Below are 17,532 nucleotides of genomic sequence, written 5' to 3' on the forward strand. Positions count from 1 at the left end.
GTATTACAACCGCACAAGGCTCCACAGCTACAACGGTTACCTATCACCGATAGCTATGGAGCAAAAGGCGGCATAAACACCGTAACCGGTGTCCGGAATTACTTGACCAGTTCAGCTTGCCAGCGAAAGCGGTCTCAAGCCTTGCAGCGCCCATCCAGACGTCTTCGCCAGCAAGCCGGCTCCTACAGGGTTTGGCGTTGACCACGATTCATCGAAACGCAGGGGACCTGTAGGAGCTGGCTTGCCAGCGAAAGCGGTCTCAAGCCTTGCAGCGCCCATCCAGACGTCTTCGCCGGCAAGCCAGCTCCTACAAAAGCAATCGCGGTTGCCGACGTTTACACAAACAATCCCGGTCGCCCACGACAATGGATATAGGTAAGATACCGGCCCTCCCCCGCAGCCTCCTCCTGCGTCCTGCCGAATAAGCCGATTCCATGCCTTTCGAACTCAGCGTTGACCTCACCACCCTGGCCATCCTCGCCCTTGTCGCTTTTGTTGCCGGATTCATCGACGCCATTGCCGGCGGGGGTGGCCTGTTGACCACCCCGGCACTGTTGACCGCCGGCCTGCCACCGCACCTGGTGCTGGGCACCAACAAACTCAGTTCGACCTTCGGCTCGGCCACCGCCAGCTTCACTTTCTACCGCCGCAAGCTGTTCCACCCCAGGCAGTGGGTGCATGCCATCATCGGCACCCTGGTCGGGGCGCTGACCGGTGCAGTGGTCGCGCATTACCTGCCCGCGGAATGGCTGAACAAGATGCTCCCGGTGATCGTCTTTGCCTGCGGCCTCTACCTATTGTTCGGCGGCACACCGAAGGCGCCGCTGGACAGCGACGCTCCGATCAGGAAAAAGTGGCAATCAAGTCAAGGCTTTGGCCTCGGTTTCTACGATGGAGTGGCAGGTCCCGGCACCGGCGCGTTCTGGACCGTCAGTACGATGCTGATGTACCCAATCGATCTGGTGAAGGCCAGCGGCGTGGCGCGCAGCATGAATTTCGTCAGCAACGTTGCGGCGCTGTCGGTGTTCATATTTTCCGGGCAAGTGGACTGGATCATCGGCCTGAGCATGGGCCTGTCGGTGATGGTCGGCGCGTTCTTCGGCGCCCGCACCGCCATCAGCGGCGGTGCGAAATTCATTCGCCCGGTGTTCATTACCGTGGTGTTGGGCCTGACCGTGCGGTTAGCCTGGCAGCACTGGTTCAGCGTGGCCTAGGCGCCGTGCCACGTAGACGTCGATCAGGTAACGAGCGATCGAGCGTGACGCCGGCAACGGAGGCAGCACGTTGACGTTGAACCACTGGGCGTCTTCGATCTCGTCTTCCTGGCACACGATCTCGCCGCCGGCGTATTCGGCATGGAAGCCGAGCATCATCGAATGCGGGAACGGCCAGCACTGGCTGCCCATGTACTGGATGTTCCTGACCTCGATCTGCACCTCTTCACGGACCTCGCGAATCAGGCAGTCCTCGGCCGACTCTCCCGGCTCGGCAAACCCCGCCAAGGTGCTGTAGACCCCAGTGACAAAACGCGGTGAGCGCGCCAGCAGGATTTCGTCGCCACGGGTGATCAGCACGATCATGCTCGGCGAGATGCGCGGGTAATAGCGTAAATCGCAAGGCTCGCAGTACATCGCCCGTTCGCGCACGACCTGTCGGGTCGCCTGCCCGCAATTGCCACAGAAGCGATGCTCGCGAGCCCAGGTGCCGATCTGTGCGGCATAACCGAGTACCTTGAACACCGCGGGGTCGCCTTCGAGCATGAAGGCACGCAAGCCTTTCCAGCTACAGCCCGGCACTTCGCCGGGACTGCGCAACTCCAGCAGATAAACCGGTTCACCGTCCAGATGACCGATGCCGTGTTCGGCGAGGATCGACAGGTCCTGGCGCTTGAGCCATTCCCGTGGAAACAGCGCGCCATTGTCATCGTACATAAACCCTTCAGGGCTGCGCGCCACGGCCCAGCCGCCGGGTTGATCGGTGTCCAGTACTGCAGTGGTCCAGCGTGAAGTCATTTTAATCGATCCAGAAATTCGGGTTTCTGTTTGCTCATAGGGGCGGCCATATCCTCGCGCAGATCAGTGGATTGCAGCTTGGCGGCGTTCCGGGTGGCGTAGTCACTTCACGCAGCATGCCGTCACCGATGATTCGCGGCAAGCGTTGTAAATGCCGACGGCGGCGGCCACAACCAGGCCTGAACTATCGCTCTGGCCGCAAGCTGTACCATAAGGGGGCGGCCCGGCCAGAGGCGGCAGGCGCTCGGCGCGCACCATAACAGTGCACCATAACAGTGCACCAGCATCGCCCGGCGCTGCACAACAATATGACATTTCGCAGATTTTTTGACGCCAAATCCTCGGAAAAGCCGCCCTTCGTCGGTGCATTTCGCCCTTAAAACGGGACGCCCGTACCTCTTTGAACCGATTGTCGAACAATTTTGCCATTCAGCCTCCCGCGCTCTAACTTCTGGCCTAGACTCCTTCCCGCGAGGTAAAACCGGTCGGTCATAAAGTGCAAAAAAACTCGAAACTTTTACCCGTCGCGACGGGTCACCTGAAAGGGAAGAGTGTTGCGGCTGGTGCAATCCTTGCAAAGTCCATTTCAAGCGTTACTGCTTCAGCGCATGGGCAGCACTTGCTGACCGATGCGTAGCGCGTTTGCGCCCGGCCACATGAATTGGCCACGGAACATCGTCTGCCAGACCTAAGAATTAGATCAACAATACGGGAGATTCATATGATCAGTGCGGCTTTAGATATTCAGGCAGAACGTGCTCATCAGCAGGTCGGCGAGTCGAGCGTCGTGAATGCGGGCGGTGCCCAATCGATCAGCGTCCCCGGCACCAAGGCGCTGGCACCGGTTGCCAGGCACAATCCCAATAGAAAGAAAGTCTTGTTCGTCACCTCCGAAATCGCCGACCTGGTAAAGACCGGCGGCCTGGGTGACGTTTCCGCAGCGCTGCCCCGGGCCATGGCGCAGTTGCATGATGTTCGTGTGCTGATTCCCGGATACCCCCAGGTCCTGCACAGCGAAAACCCTATTCATATCATTGGCGAGCTGGGTGGCCACGCCGCCCTGCCCCCCTGCAAGATCGGGCGCATGGACATGCCCGACGGCCTGGTCATCTACGTGTTGATCTGCCCTGAACTCTACGAGCGCGAAGGGTCGCCCTACGGCGCCAACAACGGTCGCGACTGGCCGGACAACCATATCCGTTTTGCCCGACTGGGCCTGGCGGCCGCCGATATCGCCGCCAACCTCGCACAAATCCACTGGTGCCCGGACCTGGTGCACGCCCATGACTGGCCTGCCGGCCTGGCGCCTGCTTATATGCACTGGCGTGGACAGCGCACCCCGACCCTGTTCACCATCCACAACCTGGCTTATCAGGGCGTGACCAGTCTGGGATCATGCCCGGAACTGGGAATTCCCACCCATGCGCTGCAGCAGGACGGCATGGAGTTCTACGGCAAGATGTCGTTCCTCAAGGCCGGCATGGCCTATTCGAGCCACATCACCACGGTCAGCGCGACCTACGCCCAGGAAATCACCACCCCGGCCTTCGGCTGCGGCCTCGACGGTTTTCTCGCCGCCAAGACCCAGCAAGGTCTGCTCAGCGGCATCCCCAACGGCATCGATGAAAGCTGGGATGCGGCCACCGACCCTCACCTGTTCTGCCCGTTCGAAATCGGCGATTGGGAAGGCAAGGCCGTCAACGCCGCCCACGTTCGTGAGCTGTTCGGCCTGGACGATAGCGAAGGTCCGCTGTTCGCCGTGGTCTCTCGCCTGGTTTATCAGAAAGGCCTGGACCTGACCGAAGCCGTCTCCGAATACATCGTCGAGTCCGGCGGCCAGATCGCGATCATCGGGCGTGGCGAGCCGGAAGAAGAACAAGCCATGCGTGAGCTGGCCCTGCGTTTCCCGGGGCAAATCGGGGTGCGCATCGGCTTTAATGAAACCGACGCCCGACGCATGTTCGCCGGCAGCGATTTCCTGCTGATGCCGTCGCGCTACGAGCCTTGCGGCCTGAGCCAGATGTATGCCCAGCGCTTCGGGTCATTGCCGGTCGCACGCAATACCGGGGGCTTGGCCGACACCATCGAAAACGGTATGACCGGGTTCCTGTTCGACGAGTCCACGGTTGAAAGTTACCAGGAAGCCCTGAGCCGGGCGTTCAAGGTATTCTCCTACCCCGACCTGCTCAATGCCATGCGCTGCCGCGCCATGACCGCGCCATTCAACTGGTGCAAGGCGGTCGAACCCTACGCCGAACTTTACGAACAGCTGGTGGCTAAAGCACTGGGTAAATCGCACAGACAGTAAGAGGTTTTCAATAGATGCCGTTACGGACCCTTGAGACCTGGCCCCACGGCGCAATCATGCTGGACGCAGAACACACGCGTTTTGCCTTGTGGGCGCCAGATGCGTTTTTTGTCAGTGTCGAACTGGAAGATGGACAATCCTTGCCACTATTGCCTCAGGCCGATGGCTGGTTCGTGATCAACACTCGCTGCCCCGCCGGCACGCGTTACCGCTACAACATCGATGGGGAGCTGGAGGTGCCCGACCCGGCCTCCCGCGCCCAGGCCGGTGACATCCACCTGCACAGCGTGGTGGTCGATCCCCTGGCCTATCGGTGGCAACACAGCACCTGGATGGGCCGGCCATGGAACGAGGCGGTGATTTACGAATTGCACGTCGGTGCCCTCGGCGGCTTCAGCGAGGTCGAGAAGCACCTGGCACGCCTGGTCGAACTGGGGGTTACCGCGATCGAACTGATGCCTCTGGCGCAGTTCCCCGGTGACCGCAATTGGGGCTACGACGGCGTCCTGCCCTACGCACCGCAGTCCTCCTATGGCTCCCCGGAACAACTCAAGCACCTGATCGACACCGCCCACGGCCATGGCCTGGCGGTGATTCTCGACGTGGTCTATAACCACTTCGGCCCGGACGGCAATTACCTGCATCGCTACGCCAAGGGCTTTTTCCGCGAAGACAAGCACACCCCCTGGGGGGCCGCCATAGATTTCCGGCGGCGCGAGGTGCGGGACTTCTTCATCGAAAACGCGCTGATGTGGCTGCTCGAATACCGCTTCGACGGCCTGCGCCTGGACGCGGTCCACGCCATTGAAAGCCCTGACTTCCTCCAGGAACTGGCGCAACGGGTTCGTGAGCAGACGGATCCGGCACGACATGTGTGGCTGACGGTGGAGAACGAGCACAACCAGGCCAGCCTGCTGCAGGAAGGCTTCGACGCGCAGTGGAACGATGACGGCCATAATGCCCTGCATGTGTTGCTCACCGGCGAAACCGACGCCTATTACGCCGACTATGCCGACAACCCCACCGAGCAACTGGCTCGCTGCCTGAGCCAGGGTTTCGTGTTTCAGGGCCACGTCACCCGCCACGGGACACCCCGCGGAGAGCCCAGCGGCCATCTGCCGCCCAGTGCTTTTGTGCTGTTCCTGCAAAACCACGACCAGATCGGCAATCGCGCCTTTGGCGAACGCCTGCATCAGCTGACCAGCCCCGAGGCCTTGAAAGCCGCCACTGCGCTGCTGTTGCTGTCGCCGATGATCCCGCTGATGTTCATGGGCGATGAATTCGCCGCCAAAGAACCCTTCCTGTTTTTCACCAGTCACCACGGGGAACTGGCGGAACTGGTGCGCGAAGGACGACGCAACGAATTTGCCGCGTTCAGCGCGTTTACCGATCCGCATAAACGCGAGCAGATTCCCGATCCGAACGCGCGACAGACCTTTGAGGCGTCCCGGCCCAAACTGACCGCCACCCGGCAATCGGCGATGCAGGGCCTGTATCACCAACTGTTGCGGCTTCGGCACAAGCACATCATTCCCAACCTGCCGGGTACCTTTGCCTTGGGCGCCGAGGTGCTGGCCGAGGGCGCGGTGACCGCGCGCTGGCAACTGGGTAATGGCAGTCAGCTGCGTATTGACCTGAACCTCAGCGACAAGCCTGTGGTCCACTCACCACAGGCCGACGCTTCGCTGCTGTTCGAACACCCCCCCCAGTCGGCCGGCCTGTTGGATCGGGGCACGCTTGCCCCGTATTGCGCGCTAGTCAGCCTCACGGCCGCAGCCCTTATGCTACCCCCGGATGGAGAGCGCCAATGAGTGATGCGCAACTGGAAATACTGGCCAGCCGAGCTGGTTTGGCAGTCGACTGGATCGACGCCAACGGCCGCCCGCAGAAAGTCGCCCCATCGGTTTTGCGCAACGTCCTCACCGGACTCGGCCACCCGGCCGGCTCCGCACAGGAAATCGACGCCAGCCTGCTGCAGTTGCAGCAAGTGCAACAGACCCGTCACCTGCCGCCGCTGATGACCGCAGACGTCGGAGTCGGTCTCAATCTGGCGCATTACTTCGAGCCGCAAACGCCCTGCGAGGTCCATCTCGAAGATGGCTCGCGGCTCAATTTGAAACTGGACGCCGAAGCGTTTCTGCCCGGCCTGATTCCGGTCGGTTATCAACACGTCAGCATCGACGGACAATCCTTTACCCTGGCCGTCGCCCCGGCTCGCTGCTACAGCGTCGGCGATGCCGTCAACAACCCGATCCCCCGTGCCTGGGGCCTGAGCGTGCAGCTGTACGGCTTGCGCCGTCCAGGCGACGGTGGCTTCGGCGACACCCAGGCCCTGGAAGACCTGGTCCGGGTCGCTGGCGAGCGTGGTGCCGAAGCCATCGCGATCAGCCCGCTGCATGCGATGTTTGCCAATGATACCCATCGCTACAGCCCTTATTCGCCCTCCAGCCGTCTGTTCCTCAACAGCCTCTATGCCGCACCGGGCCTCATTCTTGGCGAGCGCGCCGTGCGTACGGCAATCGATGCCACGGGGCTCGCCGCCGAACTCAAGCACCTGGAAGAGTTGCCGCTGATCGATTGGCCGGTGGCCGCCGAGGCCAAGCATCGTCTGTTGCAGGCGCTCTACGAAGGCTTTGTCCAGGGCGAACACCCACTGCATGCCGACTTCGGCAGCTTCCGCCACGCTGGCGGCGAAGCCTTGGAAAATCACTGCCGCTTCGAAGCCATCCAGGAAGCCCGCGCCGCCAAGGGTGAAGGCCTCGACTGGCGCGAATGGCCCGAACAATGGCGCGACCCGCGCAGCATCGCCCTCGCCGCGTTTGCTGAAGAAAACGCCGGCCGCATCGGCTTCTTTGCCTTCTGCCAATGGCTGATCACCCGCTGCCTGGAACGCGCACAAACCGCCGCCCGCGCCAGCGGCATGAGCATCGGCCTGATTGCCGATCTGGCGGTGGGCGCCGACGGCGGCGGCAGCCAGGCCTGGAGTCGCCAGGACGAGTTGCTCGCCTCCCTGACCGTGGGCGCACCACCGGACATCCTCAACCGCACCGGCCAGGGCTGGGGCATTTCCGCGTTCTCCCCCGAAGGCCTGGTACGCAACGGTTTTCGGGCGTTCATTGAAATGCTCCGGGACAACTTCGCCCATGCCGGTGGCCTGCGCATCGATCACGTCATGGGCCTGCAACGGCTGTGGGTGATTCCCAACGACGCCCCCCCGGCGGACGGCGCCTACCTGTATTACCCGGTGGATGACCTACTGCGCTTGCTGGCCCTCGAGTCCCATCGCCACCAGGCCATCGTGCTCGGTGAGGACCTGGGAACCGTGCCGGAAGGCCTGCGGGAAAAACTCATTGCGCGTTCGATCCTTGGCATGCGGGTGCTGTTGTTCGAACAGGACAACGCCCATTTCAAGCCGATGCTCGACTGGCCGGACAACGCACTGGCCACCACCAGCACCCATGATTTACCGACCCTCAATGGCTGGTGGCATGGCCACGATATCGACTGGAATGCCCGTCTCGGCATGGTCGATGCCACGGGTGAAATCGAATGGCGCCAGCACCGCGAACGCGAGCGCGAAGGCTTGCGCCGGGTGTTGAGCGAGGACCCGCAGAACTTCCGCGAAGAATCCCATGAAACCGATCAGGTGCTGGATGCCGCGATCCGTTTCCTCGGCCATACCCCGGCGCCGCTGGTGCTGCTGCCGCTGGAAGATGCCCTGGGCATTGAACAGCAGGCCAACCTGCCCGGCACGACCGACGCCCATCCCAACTGGTCGCGACGCTTGCCCGGTGACAGCGAAACCTTGCTCGATGACCCGGACGCCGCACGGCGCCTGGAACTGCTCGCCTGCGCGCGACTCCAGGCGGCCGAGCGTGACCAATGAATCAAGCGCTTATCCAACCGTTGCGGGCAACCCTGCGACTGCAGTTTCATAAAGGCTTCACCCTGGATCAGGCGGTGCCGCTTGTGCCTTATTTCGCCAGCCTGGGTATCAGCCATCTCTATGCTTCACCGCTGCTGAGCGCGCGCCCCGGCTCCATGCACGGCTACGACGTGGTCGACCCGACCACGGTCAACCCGGAGCTCGGCGGCGAAGCGGCACTGCGCCGCCTGGTCAGCACCTTGCGTGAGCACCGGATGGGGCTGATCCTCGACATCGTGTCCAACCACATGGCGGTCGGCGGTGGCGACAACCCCTGGTGGCTGGACCTGCTGGAATGGGGTCGGCTGAGTCCCTACGGCGAGTTCTTCGATATCCAGTGGCACTCCCCCGATCCGTTGATGGCAGGCCAGCTGCTGCTACCCTTCCTCGGCAGCGATTACGGCGTCGCCCTGCAGGACGGCACCCTGCCCTTGCGTTTCGATGCCGAGCACGGCGCGTTTCATGTCGAGCACTATGAGCATCACTTCCCGGTCTGCCCGACGAGTTACGGCGAACTGCTCAAGGCCGATGACGCGCTGAATGCCGATCAGGCCGAGCAACTCAAATCCCTCGCTGACCGCTTCAGCACCTTGAGCTACCAGATGGACGCGCACAACCTGGCGATCCCGCTCAAGGCAGAGCTGCGCGAACTCGCCGCGGATCCGGCCATTGCGCAAGCGATCCAGCGCAACCTGGACGCCCATGATTCGCTGACGCGCGAGGGGTTCGAGCGTCTGCACGACTTGCTCGAGCGCCAAAGCTATCGCCTGGCCAGTTGGCGCACAGCGGCGGACGATATCAATTGGCGGCGCTTTTTCGATGTCAACGAACTCGGCGGCCTGCGGGTCGAGCGGCCAGCCGTGTTCGAAGAAACCCACGCGAAGATCTTCGAGCTGGTGGCGGACGGCCTGGTCGACGGTCTGCGCATCGACCACATCGACGGCCTGGCCGACCCCCGTGGTTATTGCCGCAAGTTGCGGCGCCGGGTCGACAGCCTGTCACCGCAGCGGCACCTGCCGATCTTCGTCGAGAAGATCCTCGGCGAAGGCGAAACCCTGCACCGCGACTGGTCCGTCGACGGCACCACCGGTTATGAATTCATGAACCAGTTGTCGCTGCTGCAACACGACCCGGAAGGCGCCCAGACCCTGGGCAGACTCTGGAGCCGATACAGCGAACGGCCCGCCGATTTTCGCCAGGAAGCGCAACTGGCCCGCCAGCAAATCCTTAACGGTTCTCTTGCCGGGGACTTCGAAAGTGTCGCCCAGGCGCTGCTGCAAGTCGCCCGGGACGACCTGATGACCCGCGACCTGACCCTCGGCGCGATCCGACGGGCGTTGCAGGAACTGATCGTGCACTTCCCGGTGTATCGCACCTATATCAGCCCCCGTGGCCGCAGTGCCGAAGACGATGTGTTTTTCCAGCAGGCCATGGACGGCGCCCGGCAATCGCTCAGCGAGGCCGACTGGCCGGTGCTCGATTGCCTCGCCCGTTGGCTCGGTGGCGAACCCTGGCGCAAACGTCCGGCGGGCCGCCAGCGCAAGATGCTCAAGCACGCCTGCGTACGCTTCCAGCAGTTGACTTCGCCGGCCGCCGCCAAAGCGGTGGAAGACACCGCGTTCTATCGCTCGGCGGTGTTGCTGTCACGCAATGACGTGGGGTTCAGCACCGAACAGTTCAGTGCGCCGGTCGCCGATTTCCACGCGGTGTGTGTCAGCCGACTCGAAGCATTTCCCGATAATTTGCTGGCCACCGCCACCCACGACCACAAACGCGGCGAAGACACCCGTGCGCGCCTGGCGGTGCTGAGCGAACGCAGTGCCTGGTACGCCGAGCAAGTGCCGCTCTGGCAAGCCCTGGCCCGACCTCTGCGCGATGACGACCAGATGCCATCGACCGGGGATGAGTTGATCCTGTATCAAGCGATCCTCGGCAGCTGGCCGCTGGATTTGCGCAGTGAAGATCCAGTAGCGATCGAGGCGTACACTCAACGACTCTGGCAATGGCAACAGAAAGCCTTGCGCGAAGCCAAGTTGCAAAGCAGCTGGAGCGCGCCCAACGACGCTTACGAGCAAGCGGTGCAGCAATTCCTGCAACGACTGATGCTCAGTCCCGAAGGTGAACTGTTGCGTGCCGCCCTCGGCAAGGCGGTCAACACCCTCGCCGCACCCGGCGCCCTCAACGGATTGGCGCAAACCTTGCTGCGCATGACCGTGCCGGGCATACCGGACCTTTATCAGGGCAACGAGTACTGGGATTTCTCCTTGGTGGATCCGGACAACCGGCGGCCGGTGGATTACGCTGATCGGCAACAGGCCTTGCATGCCGCGTCGGATTTGCCCGAGCTGCTGACGACCTGGCGGGACGGGCGCATCAAGCAAAGCCTGATCGCCCAGGCGTTGAACCTGCGGGCCGAACACGCCGAGCTGTTTCGGCGCGGGGCGTATCAAGCCCTGGAAGTTGTTGGCAGCCAGGCCCACCGGGTGCTGGCATTTGCCCGCTCCGGGGAAGGAAAGCGGGCGATCGTGATCGTACCGATACGCTGCGCCGAGCTGCTGAAAAACAGTGCCGAACCGCGGATCGATGCGCGGCTGTGGGGCGATACCCGGGTCAAATTACCGTTTGCCACCTCTGATATACATTTGAAGGGACTTTTTTCAGCCACCGCAGTCACAACCCAAGGGGAACTGATGATCAGCGCTGCGCTGGGGGACTTCCCGGTCAATCTCTTTATCCAAACTACCGACACTTGAGTGCAGTTCAGGAGCATAGCGATGAGTACCGACGATAAACGCATCCGCGAGTTTGCCTATCAGATCTGGGAATCGGAAGGCAAGCCCGAAGGACAGGACGCCCGTCACTGGGAAATGGCCCGCAAGCTGGCTGAAGCCGAAGCCCTGTCACCGAACAAATCGTCAAAAGCTGCAGGCGGCAAAGCTGCTGCGACCAAGACAGCGACGAAAAAGCCCGACGGTAAGCTAGTCAATGACAAGACGCTCGATGGCAAGGGCGCAGAACCGAAAACCAAGGCCAAGGCCAAGCCGGCCGCTGCCTCATCGGTGATCCCGCCCGGTGAAAAAGCCGCCGTGAAAAAGCCTCGCGCCACGCGAAAACCGCCCGCGGTCTGACGCTTCCTTACCTATTCTGAATGAATGCGTGGCGAGCCCTCTCGCCACCGAGGGCTCGCTCGCCCTTGAAAAAACCAGAGCCGAGAATTGTCCCCCTTTTGCAGGAGCATGTATGAGCAGTCCAAAGAAATCCGCGCCAGAACCGCACGTCGAGACGCCATCGCGAATCCGTGAAGGTTTGCCCTTCCCGCTGGGCGCGACCTGGGATGGCTTGGGGGTCAATTTCGCCTTGTTTTCCGCCAACGCCACCAAGGTTGAATTGTGCATTTTCGATGATGCCGGTGAAGTCGAACTGGAACGCATCGAGCTGCCGGAATACACCGACGAGATTTACCACGGCTACCTGCCCGATGCGCATCCGGGGTTGATCTACGGTTACCGCGTCTATGGCGCGTACGACCCGGCCAACGGCCATCGCTTCAATCACAACAAATTGCTGATCGACCCCTATGCCAAACAACTGGTCGGCGAGCTGAAATGGTCCGAAGCCTTGTTCGGCTACACCATCGGCCACCCCGACGCCGACCTCAGCTTCGATGAGCGGGACAGCGCGCCCTTCGTGCCCAAATGCAAGGTGATCGACCCGGCCCACACCTGGGGGCACGACCACCGTGTCAGCGTGCCGTGGGACAAGACGATCATTTATGAGACACACGTGCGCGGCATCAGCATGCGTCACCCCTCCGTCCCCGAGAGCCAGCGGGGCACCTTCGCCGGGTTGATGGTCGATGACGTGCTGGAACACATCCGCAAGCTCGGTGTGTCGAGCGTGGAATTGCTGCCGATCCATGCCTTCGTCAATGACCAGCACCTGCTGCACAAGGGCATGACCAATTACTGGGGCTACAACAGCATCGCGTTTTTCGCCCCCGACCCGCGCTACCTGGCCAGCGGCAAGATCGCCGAATTCAAGGAAATGGTCGCGCACCTGCACGAAGCCAATCTCGAAGTGATCCTCGACGTGGTCTACAACCACACCGCCGAGGGCAATGAACAGGGCCCGACCCTGTCCATGCGCGGCATCGACAACGCCTCTTACTACCGCTTGATGCCCGACGACAAACGCTACTACATCAACGATTCCGGCACCGGCAACACCCTGGACCTGAGTCACCCCTGTGTGCTGCAGATGGTCACCGACTCCCTGCGCTACTGGGCCACGGAAATGCACGTGGACGGTTTCCGCTTCGACCTGGCGACCATTCTCGGCCGTTACCACGAGGGCTTCGACGAACGCCACAGCTTCCTGGTCGCCTGTCGCCAGGACCCGGTGCTGCGCCAGGTGAAAATGATTGCCGAGCCGTGGGATTGCGGCCCCGGCGGTTACCAGGTTGGTGGTTTTCCGCCGGGTTGGGTCGAGTGGAACGACAAATTCCGCGACACCGTGCGCGCGTTCTGGAAAGGCGATGACGGCCAGCTCGCGGACTTCGCCAGCCGCATGACCGCGTCCGGCGAAATGTTCAACCAGCGGGGCCGGCGGCCCTACGCCTCGTTGAACTTCATCACCGCCCACGACGGTTTCACCCTCAACGACCTGGTCTCGTACAACGACAAACACAACGAAGCCAACGACGAGGACAACCAGGACGGCAGCAACAACAACCTGTCCTGGAACCACGGCGTCGAAGGCCCGACCGACGATCCCGAGATCAATGAACTGCGTCAGCGGCAGATGCGCAACTTCTTCGCCACCTTGCTGCTGTCCCAGGGCACACCGATGCTGGTGGCCGGCGACGAGTTCGCCCGCACCCAGGAAGGCAACAACAATGCCTATTGCCAGGACAGCGAGATCGGTTGGGTCAACTGGGACCTGAGCGAGGACGGCAAGGCCCTGCTCAAGTTCGTCAAACGCCTGATCAAGCTGCGCCTGGCGTACCCGATCCTGCGCCGCGGGCGTTTCCTGGTGGGTAATTACAACGAAGACATCGGGGTCAAGGACGTCACCTGGCTGGCGCCGGATGGCAGCGAGATGACCATCGAACAATGGGAAGAAGCCCATGGCCGCTGCCTGGGCATGCTGCTCGACGGCCGCGCCCAGGAAACCGGGATCCGCCGCAAGGGCGGCGATGCGACCCTGCTGTTGGTGGTCAACGCTCACCATGACGTGGTCAACTTCCTGCTCCCGGAAGTACCCGATGGCACTTACTGGACCTGCATGATCGATACCAACCAACCCTCCATTCGTGGGCAGGAACGCTTCGAGTTCGGCCACGAGTACTCGGTTACCGGGCGTTCGCTGCTGCTGTTCGAATTGCACCGTGAGGATGACGAGTGAAATGGACCTCCAGGGCTTCCTGCATCGCCAGACACCGGACTACGCCGATACCCAAGCGTTAGGCCGGTGCCTGCGGGCGCTGGTGGAGGCAGGTCTCGACCGGCTTCCCCTGCCCGGCAGTGGCCGGACCCTGGAGCGTTTCCAGGCGCTGGCCGAGGTTGGCGGGCATGACCTTGGGTTGTGCAAGTTGTACGAGGGCCATACCGATGCGCTGGCGATCATCCAGCAACTCGGCGGTTCGCCAACACCGGACAGTACATGGGGCATGTGGGCCGCCGAACCGCCCCAGGCGCGGGTAAAGGTCAGCCCACAGGAGCAATCGATTGTACTGAACGGATGCAAGGCCTGGTGTTCAGGGGCTGCGGTGTTGAGCCACGGTTTGCTGACCGCCTGGGACGAGCAGGATCGACAGCAGCTGGTGGCGGTGGCGCTGGATCAACCCGGTGTGACCATCACCGATCAAGGCTGGCACGCCGTCGGCATGGGCGCGACCGGCAGCGTCGACGTGCTGTTCGACGGCGCCCGGGCGCATGCCATCGGCCCTCCCGGCCACTACCTTCAACGCCCCGGCTTCTGGCAAGGCGGGATCGGCATTGCCGCCTGTTGGTACGGCGCCGCCCAAAGCATTGCCGAACGGCTGCGCAGTCAGTGCGCCCACCGCGAAGAACCCCATGCCCTCGCCCACCTCGGGGCCGTCGACAGCGCATTGCAGGCCGCTGCCGACGTGCTGCGCAGCAGTGCCCTGAGCATTGACGCGGCACCACTGGACGACGCCGAACTGCTGGCCCGTCGCGTGCGGGCGGTGGTCGAGCACAGTGCCGAACAGGTCATCCGGCATGTCGGCCATGCCTTGGGTGCCGGTCCTTATTGCAAGGATCGCCAATTCGCCCGACTGATCGCCGACCTGCCGGTGTTCCTGCGTCAAAGCCACGCCGAACGAGACCTTGCCGCGCTGGGGCGACAGGTCATCAACGGAACATGGAGCTTATGAAAACCAATCCAATCGTCGGCCAGGGAACGCCGCTGCACCTGTGGCAAACCTCCAGTCAGCTGGCGCAGTTGCCGGTGATCGACATCCTGACGCTGGTACCGCAGGGTTCCCGGGCCGTGATCATCGCCCCCCATCCTGACGATGAAGTGCTGGGCTGTGGCGGCTTCCTGCAATTGCTCGCCGCGGCGAATCGTGCGCTGCAGTTGATCTCGGTCACCGATGGCAGCGCGAGTCATCCGGGGTCCGAACGCTGGCCGGTGGAACGTCTGAGCGCGGTCCGCCCGCAGGAGTCAGCTGAAGCCCTGCGCCGCCTCGGTCTGCCGCTGCACAGTCTGAAATGGCTGCGCGGCGGGTTCGCCGACAGTCGGGTGGCGGCGCGGGAAGCGGAGTTGAGCGCGTTCATCGAACGCCACCTGTGCGCCAGCGATGTGGTGTTTACCACCTGGCGCGAAGACGGTCATTGCGACCACGAGGCCGTGGGTCGTGCCAGCGCCGAGGCAGCCCGGCGCGTCGGGGCCACCCTGCACGAACTGCCCGTCTGGACCTGGCACTGGGCAACCCCCGATGACAGTGGCGTGCCGTGGCACAGGGCACGAAAAGTCTTGCTCACGCCCCATCAGGTGGCGCGCAAGCGGCGTGCCGTGCACGCCTTCGCCAGCCAGTTGGAAGGCGACCCGCACATCGGCTTGCCGCCGGTCCTGGCACCCTACGTACTGGACCGGTTGCTGCAACCTTTCGAAGTGGTGTTTCTATGAGCGTCGAGGATCGCTACTTCGACGGCTTGTTTGCAGGTAGCGACGATCCCTGGGCGTTCCGCGATCGTTGGTACGAACAGCGCAAACGTGCCATCACCCTGGCCGCGCTGCCCCGGCCCCGTTATCGCGCCATTTTCGAGCCGGGCTGCGCCAATGGGGAACTCAGTGCCGGCCTGGCCACCCGGTGCGACCGCCTGTTGTGTTGCGACACCGCAGCCGCCGCGGTGGCGCTGGCCCGCACGCGCCTGAGCCTGTTCGATCATGCCGAAGTCCGTCAGAGCCGCTTGCCGGGCGAGTGGCCGAACGAACAGTTCGACCTGATCGTGCTCAGCGAAATCGGCTACTACCTGGACGCCCCGGACCTCAAGCACCTGATCGAACTCGCCGCACAATCGCTGACCGCCGACGGGCAACTGCTGGCCTGCCACTGGCGCCCGTCGATCGATGCCTGCCCGCTCAATGCCCGACACGTCCACGACCTGCTCCACGAGCATTTGCACTTGCCGCGCCTGGTCCTGCATCAGGAGGCCGATTTCCTGTTGGAACTGTGGAGCCGCGAACCCCGCTCGGTGGCGGCGCTGGAAGGTTTGCGATGATGGACGATTTTCCAGTGGTGAAGACCGCCGGTGTACGCCGATTCAATGTAGGAGCTGGCTTGCCAGCGAAGGCAGTTTCACATTCAACGATGATGTTGACTGAACCGCCGCCTTCGCTGGCAAGCCAGCTCCTACAGGGAACGCGTGCGCTTCAGAAGGATAGGCCGCCTCGCTCAAATACACAGGAAGATAAAAAACGTACCAGATAGATCATCGACGCGACGAATAGCCTGACATGAGCAATACTCTGCTTTCGGCAATCCAGGGCTTGGAGCGCTGCACATTGCAACCGGACAAGGACGTAGCCCCGATGAAAACTGTTTCCATCAATGAAAGCAGCCAACCAGCACAGATCTGGAACAGCGCCCCTCAGCTGGACACCATCCCCGTCATCAACACCGAAACCCTGGTCCCCCCCGGCGCGCGTGCCGTGGTGATCGCGACGCATCCCGGCGATGAAGTCGTGACCTGCGGCGGCTTGCTACAGTTACTCAGCACCCTGGGGCATCCCCTGCAATTGATTTCGATGAGCGACGGCAGCGCCAGCCATCCGGGGTCGCAGCAGTGGTCGGAAAAACGCCTGAGTGTGTTTCGCCCCCAGGAAAGCGTCGAAGCCTTGCGTCGGCTGGGGTTGCCGATGCACAGCCTGAAGTGGATTCGCGGCGGCTTCACCGACAACGCCCTGGCCGGGCGGGAGCATCAATTGACTGAGTTCATCGCCCGTTACTTGCGCCCCGGCGATGTGGTGTTCAGCACGTGGGGCGAGGACGGCAATGATGACCATGAGGCGGTTGGCCGGGCCAGCGCCAGGGCTGCCGCCATGGTGGGTGCGACATTTCATGAAGTACCGCTGCGGGCCTGGCACTGGCCGACCCGCGAACGCGCCATGATCCCCTGGCACCGCGCGCGCAAGATCCGGCTCGATACCTGGACCGTCGCGCGCAAAAGCCACGCCACCCACGCTTACGCCAGCCAGCTCGACGGTGAACCGGCCATCGGCCTCGCGCCGCTGCTGCCGCGGGTATTGCTGGAGCGGATTCGCTTGCCGTATGAAATTGTCTTTGTCTGACCCACCCCCCCATCCAAATTGTGGGAGCGAGACCGGCTTGCCGGCGAAGGCGGCCTCGAGTCTTGCAATGCCCATTAAGACGCCTTCGCCGGCAAGCCGGCTCCTACAGGTTTCGGCGTTGACCACAATCCATGTGTACACCGGTGATCTACTGTAGGCGCTGGCTTGCCAGCGAAGGCGGCCTCGAGTCTTGCCGCGCCCTTGAAGACGCCTTCGCCGGCAAGCCGGCTCCTACAGGTTTCGGCGTTGACCACAATCCATGTGTACACCGGTGATCTACTGTAGGCGCTGGCTTGCCAGCGAAGGCGGCCTCGAGTCTTGCAGCGCCCTTGAAGACGCCTTCGCCGGCAAGCTGAACTGGTCAAGTAATTCCGGACACCGGTTACGGTGTTTATGCCGCCTTTTGCTCCATAGCTATCGGTGATAGGTAACCGTTGTAGCTGTGGAGCCTTGTGCGGTTGTAATACATGAAG

At 62.5% G+C, this 17,532-nt stretch carries 12 protein-coding genes and 1 pseudogene; 11 read left to right on the forward strand and 2 right to left on the reverse strand.

The annotated features are described in order from the left end of the window. Nucleotides 1-434: 434 nt before the first annotated feature. Nucleotides 435-1,214: a TSUP family transporter gene (locus F8N96_RS34220; protein WP_150801547.1), complete on the forward strand. Its 780-nt coding sequence runs from the start codon at nt 435-437 to the stop codon at nt 1,212-1,214. Here F8N96_RS34220 and nudC read toward each other — a convergent pair. Both nudC and F8N96_RS35980 read right to left on the reverse strand, forming a co-directional pair. Continuing rightward, nucleotides 1,182-2,012, reverse strand: coding sequence for an NAD(+) diphosphatase (gene nudC, locus F8N96_RS34225; protein ID WP_150801548.1), 831 nt, complete (start codon nt 2,010-2,012; stop codon nt 1,182-1,184). The genes F8N96_RS34220 and nudC overlap by 33 nt on opposite strands. After that, a pseudogene (locus F8N96_RS35980) lies at nt 2,009-2,163 on the reverse strand (hypothetical protein); the annotation flags it as partial. The pseudogene F8N96_RS35980 and the gene nudC, both read right to left, overlap by 4 nt. A gap of 570 nt (nt 2,164-2,733) precedes the next feature. Between F8N96_RS35980 and glgA the strand changes: the two are divergent. The 10 genes from glgA to F8N96_RS34280 all read left to right on the forward strand — a co-directional run bounded on the left by glgA (nt 2,734) and on the right by F8N96_RS34280 (nt 17,059). Further along, nucleotides 2,734-4,320, forward strand: coding sequence for a glycogen synthase GlgA (glgA, locus tag F8N96_RS34230; protein ID WP_150801549.1), 1,587 nt, complete (start codon nt 2,734-2,736; stop codon nt 4,318-4,320). A 14-nt stretch (nt 4,321-4,334) separates the two neighbouring features. Further along, nucleotides 4,335-6,131 (forward strand): malto-oligosyltrehalose trehalohydrolase, encoded by a 1,797-nt coding sequence (gene treZ, locus F8N96_RS34235; protein WP_150801550.1) that lies wholly within the window; start codon nt 4,335-4,337, stop codon nt 6,129-6,131. Then, nucleotides 6,128-8,206: a 4-alpha-glucanotransferase gene (malQ, locus tag F8N96_RS34240; RefSeq protein WP_150801551.1), complete on the forward strand. Its 2,079-nt coding sequence runs from the start codon at nt 6,128-6,130 to the stop codon at nt 8,204-8,206. The genes treZ and malQ overlap by 4 nt, the downstream gene beginning before the upstream one ends. Further along, nucleotides 8,203-10,998, forward strand: a complete 2,796-nt coding sequence (locus F8N96_RS34245) for a malto-oligosyltrehalose synthase (protein WP_150801552.1) — start codon at nt 8,203-8,205, stop codon at nt 10,996-10,998. Before malQ ends, F8N96_RS34245 begins: the two co-directional genes overlap by 4 nt. Nucleotides 10,999-11,019: 21 nt before the next feature. Further along, a complete protein-coding gene (locus tag F8N96_RS34250; RefSeq protein WP_150801553.1) occupies nt 11,020-11,373 on the forward strand; it encodes a DUF2934 domain-containing protein in 354 nt (117 codons plus the stop codon). Nucleotides 11,374-11,485: 112 nt separating this feature from the next. Then, a complete protein-coding gene (gene glgX / locus F8N96_RS34255; RefSeq protein ID WP_150801554.1) occupies nt 11,486-13,648 on the forward strand; it encodes a glycogen debranching protein GlgX in 2,163 nt (720 codons plus the stop codon). A gap of 1 nt (nt 13,649) precedes the next feature. Beyond that, nucleotides 13,650-14,639: an acyl-CoA dehydrogenase family protein gene (locus F8N96_RS34260; protein WP_150801555.1), complete on the forward strand. Its 990-nt coding sequence runs from the start codon at nt 13,650-13,652 to the stop codon at nt 14,637-14,639. Further along, complete coding sequence (locus tag F8N96_RS34265) at nt 14,636-15,394, forward strand: PIG-L deacetylase family protein (RefSeq protein WP_150801556.1); 759 nt, start codon at nt 14,636-14,638, stop codon at nt 15,392-15,394. The genes F8N96_RS34260 and F8N96_RS34265 overlap by 4 nt, the downstream gene beginning before the upstream one ends. After that, the gene (locus tag F8N96_RS34270) at nt 15,391-15,990 is read left to right on the forward strand and encodes an SAM-dependent methyltransferase (protein WP_150801557.1); all 600 of its coding nucleotides are present in this window, start codon (nt 15,391-15,393) and stop codon (nt 15,988-15,990) included. Before F8N96_RS34265 ends, F8N96_RS34270 begins: the two co-directional genes overlap by 4 nt. 310 nt (nt 15,991-16,300) lie before the next feature. Beyond that, nucleotides 16,301-17,059 (forward strand): PIG-L deacetylase family protein, encoded by a 759-nt coding sequence (locus F8N96_RS34280; protein WP_150801558.1) that lies wholly within the window; start codon nt 16,301-16,303, stop codon nt 17,057-17,059. Nucleotides 17,060-17,532 lie beyond the last annotated feature (473 nt).

The sequence above is a fragment of the Pseudomonas fluorescens genome (genome assembly GCF_902497855.1).
GTDB classification, from domain to species: domain Bacteria; phylum Pseudomonadota; class Gammaproteobacteria; order Pseudomonadales; family Pseudomonadaceae; genus Aquipseudomonas; species Aquipseudomonas fluorescens_BI.